This window comes from Microbacterium sp. Bi128 (genome assembly GCF_918698205.1).
The window spans coordinates 1-6,617 of sequence record NZ_CAKKMM010000222.1 but is presented as its reverse complement, the minus strand read 5'-3'; the positions used below and the strand labels follow the sequence as shown (position 1 = coordinate 6,617).

Annotated in this window: 7 protein-coding genes; all 7 read right to left on the bottom strand. The window is 69.4% G+C overall.

What is annotated here, in order from left to right; genetic code table 11:
- Window positions 1–115: 115 nt before the first annotated feature.
- Window positions 116–940 (bottom strand): siderophore-interacting protein, encoded by an 825-nt coding sequence (locus tag LQV45_RS15265; protein ID WP_230007764.1) that lies wholly within the window; start codon window positions 938–940, stop codon window positions 116–118.
- Complete coding sequence (locus LQV45_RS15260) at window positions 937–1,671, bottom strand: FadR/GntR family transcriptional regulator (RefSeq protein ID WP_230007763.1); 735 nt, start codon at window positions 1,669–1,671, stop codon at window positions 937–939. Before LQV45_RS15260 ends, LQV45_RS15265 begins: the two co-directional genes overlap by 4 nt.
- Window positions 1,672–1,734: 63 nt before the next feature.
- Complete coding sequence (gene galE, locus LQV45_RS15255; protein WP_230007762.1) at window positions 1,735–2,763, bottom strand: UDP-glucose 4-epimerase GalE; 1,029 nt, start codon at window positions 2,761–2,763, stop codon at window positions 1,735–1,737.
- A gap of 62 nt (window positions 2,764–2,825) precedes the next feature.
- Window positions 2,826–3,431, bottom strand: coding sequence for a thymidine kinase (locus LQV45_RS15250; RefSeq protein ID WP_230007761.1), 606 nt, complete (start codon window positions 3,429–3,431; stop codon window positions 2,826–2,828).
- Between the two features lie 7 nt (window positions 3,432–3,438).
- The gene (locus LQV45_RS15245) at window positions 3,439–4,911 is read right to left on the bottom strand and encodes a malate:quinone oxidoreductase (RefSeq protein WP_290370255.1); all 1,473 of its coding nucleotides are present in this window, start codon (window positions 4,909–4,911) and stop codon (window positions 3,439–3,441) included.
- Between the two features lie 101 nt (window positions 4,912–5,012).
- The gene (locus tag LQV45_RS15240; RefSeq protein ID WP_230007760.1) at window positions 5,013–6,083 is read right to left on the bottom strand and encodes an aspartate-semialdehyde dehydrogenase; all 1,071 of its coding nucleotides are present in this window, start codon (window positions 6,081–6,083) and stop codon (window positions 5,013–5,015) included.
- An 82-nt stretch (window positions 6,084–6,165) separates the two neighbouring features.
- On the bottom strand, window positions 6,166–6,617 hold a 452-nt coding region (locus LQV45_RS15235), incomplete at its 5' end, for a DM13 domain-containing protein (RefSeq protein ID WP_230007759.1).

Here is a 6,617-nt window from a genome sequence, read left to right as displayed (position 1 = left end):
GCGATGGGCGTCGAGTGCCAGGCGGTGCACGGCTGGGAAGACACCGCGGACTACCTGGACGCCCTCATCCCGACGCTGCCGGCGCGCGCCTGAGGCCACCGGGCGCGGCGCCCACTCAGAGGATCTTGCCGATGGGCTCGCGCTTCTCGGCCTGGAATCTGTCTTCGGTGCGCCCGTACGCCCAATAGCCAGACAGCGACACCTGGGAGCGCTCCAGCCCCCAGGCGGTGAAGAACACCTCGCGCACGGCCTTCATCGCCTCGCGCTCCCCGTGCGCGAACACGTGCCCACGCCCGTCCGGGACCGTCCAGGCCGCGACAGCGTCCACGAGCACGCGCGACGTACCCGCGTGCACGTCGTCGCCCCGGTGCAGCCACACGACCTCGACGCCCGCGGGCGCCGTCACCGGCAGCTCGTCGGACGTCCCGCCGACCTCGATGAACGCTGCACCGCGGGCATCGGGTCCGAGCGCTTCGAGAGCCGCCGAGATCGCCGGCAGAGCCGATTCATCACCGGCGAGCAGGTGCCAGTCCGCCTCGGGATCCGGTGCGTAGCCGCCACCCGGCGACGAGACGACCAGACGCTCCCCCGGCTGTGCGCGAGCCGCCCAGGGTCCCGCGAGTCCCTCGTCGCCATGGACGACGAAGTCGATCGCGATCTCGTCGCCCGAGACCTCGCGAACGGTGTACGTGCGTGTCACCGGCAGATCCTCGGGCGCGAGGGTCTCGCGCAGCACCGCAAGGTCGTAGGGCGGCTCCAGGCCCAGCTCCGGCTTGACGAACGTGATCTTCACGTAGCGGTCGGTGTGCGGGCTCTCGCGGAACGCCGACAGGTCGGCGCCTCGCGCGCGCACCCGAACGAGGTGGGGCGAAAGCCGCTCCGCGGAGACGACCTCGAGCACATGCTGCGGCCGTGGGGGACGCACCGGACGTTCGCTCACGCGGCGTGCACCCCCGCGTCATCGCGCACACCCAGCACGGCGGCGACGTCGGCGGAGTAGCCGGTGATGTGCGCGCGGATGCGATCGCGGGCCGCAACGGCCTCGCCGTCGCTGATGGCCTCGACGATCGCCCGGTGCTCGTCGCGCAACCGCGCGGACATCGCCCCCCAATCGTCCAGGAGCGCCGCACCGGATCGCGTGTACGACTCGATCGAACTGCGCAGCCCCGCCATCATCGCCGAGACCACCGCGTTGCCGGTCGCCTCGGCAAGGGCCTGATGGAAGCGCGCGTCGAGAGCGAGGAACTCGTCGCGCCCGAGATCGCTGGCGTCCATGGCATCCAGGATGCTGTGGATCTCGGCCAAGTCGGCGTCGCGCGCGGCAAGGGTCTCGGCCACGTCGCACTCCAGCACGATGCGGGTGCGCACGACGTCCTCGAGCGGGAATCCATTGGCGGCGACCTGCAGCCGCAGGAAGGCGGCGAGCCCGCCCCGCGGCGTCGTGACGATCATCGCTCCCGACGAGGGACCCGATCCCGTCGCCGTGCGCACCACGCCGAGCACTTCGAGCACCCGGATCGCCTCGCGGACGCTCGATCGTCCCACCCCCAGCTGGGCGGCGAGTTCGCGCTCGGGCGTCAGCCGGTCACCCGGCAGGAGCCGCCCGTCGCGGAGATCGCCCTCGACGCGTTCCAGCACCACTTGCCAGGCGCGCAGTTCGGAGTCCGGCATGGCATTCCTTCGTTCGACACGCCACCCCGTGTGGCCTGACCACACAAGCCTACGCGCGGAGGATCACGCCTTGGCCGGGGTTGCGTAACCGGCGGGGTTGGTGGTCTGCCAATTCCAGTAATCGCGGCACGCGTCGTCGATCGTGAGACGCGTGCGCCAACCGAGCACCTCGGCGGCCTTGGTCGGGTCGCAGTACGTGGCGGCGACGTCTCCGGGACGACGGTCGAGGATCTTCTTCGGCAGCTCGTGGCCGACCGCCTTCTCGAACGATGCGACGAGTTCCAGGACGCTGACGGGGCGACCCGTGCCCAGGTTGAACACCTGGTGCCCGGGCTGGGCCTGCTCCAGCGCCACCACGTGCCCTTCGGCGAGGTCGACGACGTGGATGTAGTCGCGCAGGCCCGTGCCGTCGGGGGTGTCGTAGTCGTCACCGAAGACGCCCACTTCGTCGAGGGTCCCGATCGCCACGCGCGAGACGTACGGCATGAGGTTGTTCGGGATGCCGGCGGGGTCCTCGCCGATGAGGCCGGACGGGTGCGCGCCCACGGGGTTGAAGTAGCGCAGCACGGTGACGTTGAGATCGGGGTTCACCCGCGCGACGTCGGCGAGGACGACCTCGTTCATGCGCTTGGACTTGCTGTAGGCGTTGGAGAGGTCGACGCTCGTGGTCGACTCCTCGGTGAACGGCAGATCGGCGGGGTCCGAGTAGACGGTGCCGGTGCTCGAGAAGACGAACGACCGGATGCCGCGGGCGATACCCACCCGCAGCAGAGCGAACGTCGTGTCGAGGTTGTTGGAGTAGTAGTCCAGCGGCTTCTGCGTGGACTCCCCCACCGCTTTGAATGCGGCGAGGTGGATGATCGCGTCGATGGGGCCGTGCTCGTCGAACACCGAGGCGACGACGGCGTCGTCGGCGGCATCGCCGACCACGAGCGGTGCGGGCTTGCCGGTGATCTTCTCGACCCGCTCGGCGGCGACCGGGTGCGTGCCTGAGAGATCGTCGAGCAGGACCACGTCGTGTCCGGCATCCAGCAGAGCGACGGCCGTGTGGGTTCCGATGTAACCGGCACCGCCGGCCAGGAGTACGCGCATGCGTCCAGGCTATCGGTCGGCGCGGGCGCGACCGGACGACACCGGGGGCGTCGAGACGCGCATCAGCGCCCGTCGAGCCGCCCGCCCGACTCGCGCAGGTAGCACGCGGCGCACATCGACTCATACGTCACTTCGCCGGCGATCTGCTCTTCGTCGATCGCGACCTGGTCGCCGTCGAACACGAAGCGTCCCCCTACGAGCCTCGCGTTGAACACGGCTTTGCGACCGCAGCGGCAGATGGTCTTCAGCTCTTCGAGGCTGTGCGCGATCTCCATCAACCGACCCGACCCCGGGAAGGCCTCGGTCCGGAAGTCGGTGCGGATGCCGTACGCCAGGACCGGGATGCCGTCGAGCACCGCGACCCGCAGGAGGTCATCGACCTGTGCGGGGGTGAAGAACTGCGCCTCATCGACCAGGAGACACGCGACGGGGGCGTGACCGGCGACGCCGTGGAACACCTCGCGCAGGTCGTCGCCGGGGCCGACGAGGAAGTCCACCGGGCGGGTGACGCCGAGACGGCTCTCGATCTGATCGGCACCCTTGGTGTCGATCTCGGGTTTGGCCAGCAGCACGCGCTGGCCGCGCTCCTCGTAGTTGTACGCCGCCTGCAGCAGGGCCGTCGACTTTCCGGAGTTCATCGCTCCGTAGCGGAAGTACAGCTTCGCCATGAGCGGGTCAGGCGTTGATCGCGAGCGCCTGGGCCGTGGCATCCAGCTCGGCGCGCGCCGCCTCGGGACGCGTGTTGAGCGTCTCGCCGTAGCTGGGGATGAGCTGGCGCAGACGCGGCTCCCACTCGGGCATGCGCTCGGGGAAGCACGTCTTGATCAGGCCCAGCATGATCGAGACGGCCGTCGAGGCACCCGGCGAAGCTCCCAGGAGCCCGGCGATGGAGTGGTCCGCGGCGGTGACGACCTCGGTGCCGAACTGCAGCACGCCGCCCTTGTCCTTGTCGCGCTTCATCACCTGGGCGCGCTGACCGGCGTCGAGCAGCTCCCAGTCCTCGGCCTGGGCGGTCGGCATGAACTCGCGAAGGCTCTCGACTTTCTGGGAGTGGCCCTTGAGCAGCTCGCCGATGAGGTACTTCAGCAGACCCGGGTTGTCGATGGCGACCTTGAGCATCGGCAGGATGTTGTGCGGTCGCACCTGGGTGACGATGTCGAGCACCGAGCCGTTCTTGAGGAACTTCGGGCTGAAGGTGGCGAACGGGCCGAACAGCAGCGAGGCCTCGCCGTCGACGACGCGGGTGTCCAGGTGCGGGACCGACATCGGGGGCGCGCCCACCGAGGCCTGCGAGTACACCTTCGCGCGGTGCTGGGCGACGAGCGCGGGGTTGGAGGTCTTGAGCCACTGCCCGCCGATCGGGAAGACGCCGTAGCCCTTGATCTCGTCGATACCGGAGCGCTGCAGCAGCTTCAGTGCCCAGCCGCCGGCGCCGACGAAGACGAACTTCGCGGTGATCGTTCCGGGGGTGTGGCCGATCGTGTGGCGGTACGAGACGTCCCAGCGGCCGTCCTTGCGCTTCTTGAGCTTCTTGACCTCGTGGTTGGTGACGACCTCGACGCCCTTCTCGCGCAGCCCCGCGAACAGCTGGCGGGTGAGCGCGCCGAAGTCGACGTCGGTACCGGCGGGCACGCGCGTCGCCGCGAAGGGCTCGCCCTTGCGCCGCTTCTGCATGAGCAGCGGCGCCCACTGGTTGATGACGCGGGAGTCCTCGCTGTACTCGATACCCGCGAACAGGGGCTGCTGCTTGAGCACCTCGTAGCGCTTGCGCAGGTACGCGACATCTTTCTCGCCCCGCACGAAGGTCATGTGCGGGGTGGGGTTGATGAACGTCGACGGCTCGTCGAGAACGCCCTCGGAGACCAGCGTCGCCCAGAACTGCCGGCTCTGCTGGAACTGCTCGTTGATCGTGACCGCCTTGGCGGGGTCGAGCGGACCATCGGCGTTGTTCGGCATGTAGTTGAGCTCGCAGAGGGCCGCGTGACCGGTGCCCGCGTTGTTCCAGGCGTTCGAGCTCTCCTGTGCGACGTCGCTCAGCCGCTCCAGCACCGCGATCTTCAGATCGGGCTGAAGGTCCTTCAGCATGGTGCCGAGGGTGGCGGACATGATTCCGCCTCCGATGAGGAGAACGTCGACGTTTTCTGTCACCCGTCGATTCTAGGCGTCGGGCGAAGGTGTCTCGACATCGAGAGATCGGTCGCTTCGATGTCGAGACAACCGCGGGGTGCGCGGCACCCGGATGCCGGGGCTCAGGCGCGCGTCGAGAGCTTCTGCGCGACCAGCTCGGCGATCTGCACGGCGTTGAGCGCGGCCCCCTTGCGGAGGTTGTCGTTGCTGATGAACAGCACGAGCCCCTTGCCCTCGGGAGCCGACTGGTCGGCGCGGATGCGGCCGACGTAGCTGGGGTCGGTCCCGGCGGCCTGGAGAGGCGTGGGGACCTCTTCGAGGCGGACGCCGGGGGCGTCGGCGAGGAGCTCACGGGCACGCTCGGGCGTGAGGTCGCGGGCGAACTCGGCGTTGATGCTGAGGGAGTGACCGGTGAAGACGGGGACGCGCACGCACGTTCCCGCGACCCGGAGGTCGGGAAGCTCGAGGATCTTGCGGCTCTCGTTGCGGAGCTTCTTCTCTTCGTCGGTCTCGTTCATGCCGTCGTCGACGAGGTTGCCGGCGAACGGGATGACGTCGAACGCGATGGGGGCCACGTACTTCTCGGGCTGCGGGAAGTCCAGCGCCGAACCGTCGCGGACGAGACGCTCGACGCCGCCCTGCGCGAGGACGCCCTCGACCTGGCCGAGGAGCTCTTGCGCGCCGGCGAGGCCCGAGCCGGAGACGGCCTGGTACGTGCTGACGATGAGACGCTCGAGGCCCGCCTCGGCATCCAGCACCTTCAGGACCGGCATGGCCGCCATCGTCGTGCAGTTGGGGTTGGCGACGATGCCCTTCACGGCCTCGTCGATCGCGTGCGGGTTGACTTCGCTGACCACGAGGGGAACCTCGGGGTCCATGCGCCACGCGCTGGAGTTGTCGATCACCAGGGCGCCGGCCTCGGCGAACCGCGGCGCGTGGGCGCGGGACCCCGTCGCACCGGCGGAGAACAGCGCCACCTCGACGCCGGCCGGGTCGGCCGTGGCGACGTCTTCGACGACGATCGAGTGCCCGCCGAAATCGATGGAGCTTCCCGCCGACCGCGCGGTGGCGAACAGACGCAGCTCACGAATCGGGAACGACCGCTCCGCGAGGATCTCGAGCATGACGGTGCCGACCTGACCGGTGGCGCCGACGACGGCGAGAGAGATTCCGGAATCGGAGATGCGGGTCATGCGAAGTCCTCGGGATTCGTGGGTGAAATCCAGATTCTAGCGGGCCGGGACACGCCGACCGGATCACGCCCGGAACCGTGACCTATGCCAGCGCGGCCGCCCCGAAGGACACCCCGAACTGCACGCACCACAGGTCGACGCTCCGGAACACCGACAGGTCGACGACGGCGGGGATGTCATAGAGCTGATCGCCGAGGTTGCCCTTGATCGGGCCGAGGTCGATGTGGTCGTACCCGCCGGCGGTGAACCACCCGTCGGTCCCCTCGACGACGGGCCCGGCGCTGAGCCAGACGTGGACGTCGGGGCCGTTCGAGGTCTCAAGTCCGACGAGGGCCAACTGACGCGACCCGTCGGGGTTCTCGATCACCCGGGCCGTCCCGGTCGTCTCGTGCTCATGGCTGATGAAGGTGCCGGCCAGGAGATCCACCGGACCCGCGGGCGGGGCGGCGGTGACCGGCTCGACGGTCTCCTCGGCCGGGGAAACGGGTGCCGGCGATGACGCCGCGGCCGACGGGACGACGGCGGCGGGGATCT

Bases quoted from the DNA above. Each gene is read 5' to 3' on its own strand.
- LQV45_RS15260 (WP_230007763.1), bottom strand. From the start codon at position 1,671: ATGCCGGACTCCGAACTGCGCGCCTGGCAAGTGGTGCTGGAACGCGTC.
- galE (WP_230007762.1), bottom strand. From the start codon at position 2,763: ATGCGCGTACTCCTGGCCGGCGGTGCCGGTTACATCGGAACCCACACG.
- LQV45_RS15250 (WP_230007761.1), bottom strand. From the start codon at position 3,431: ATGGCGAAGCTGTACTTCCGCTACGGAGCGATGAACTCCGGAAAGTCG.
- LQV45_RS15240 (WP_230007760.1), bottom strand. From the start codon at position 6,083: ATGACCCGCATCTCCGATTCCGGAATCTCTCTCGCCGTCGTCGGCGCC.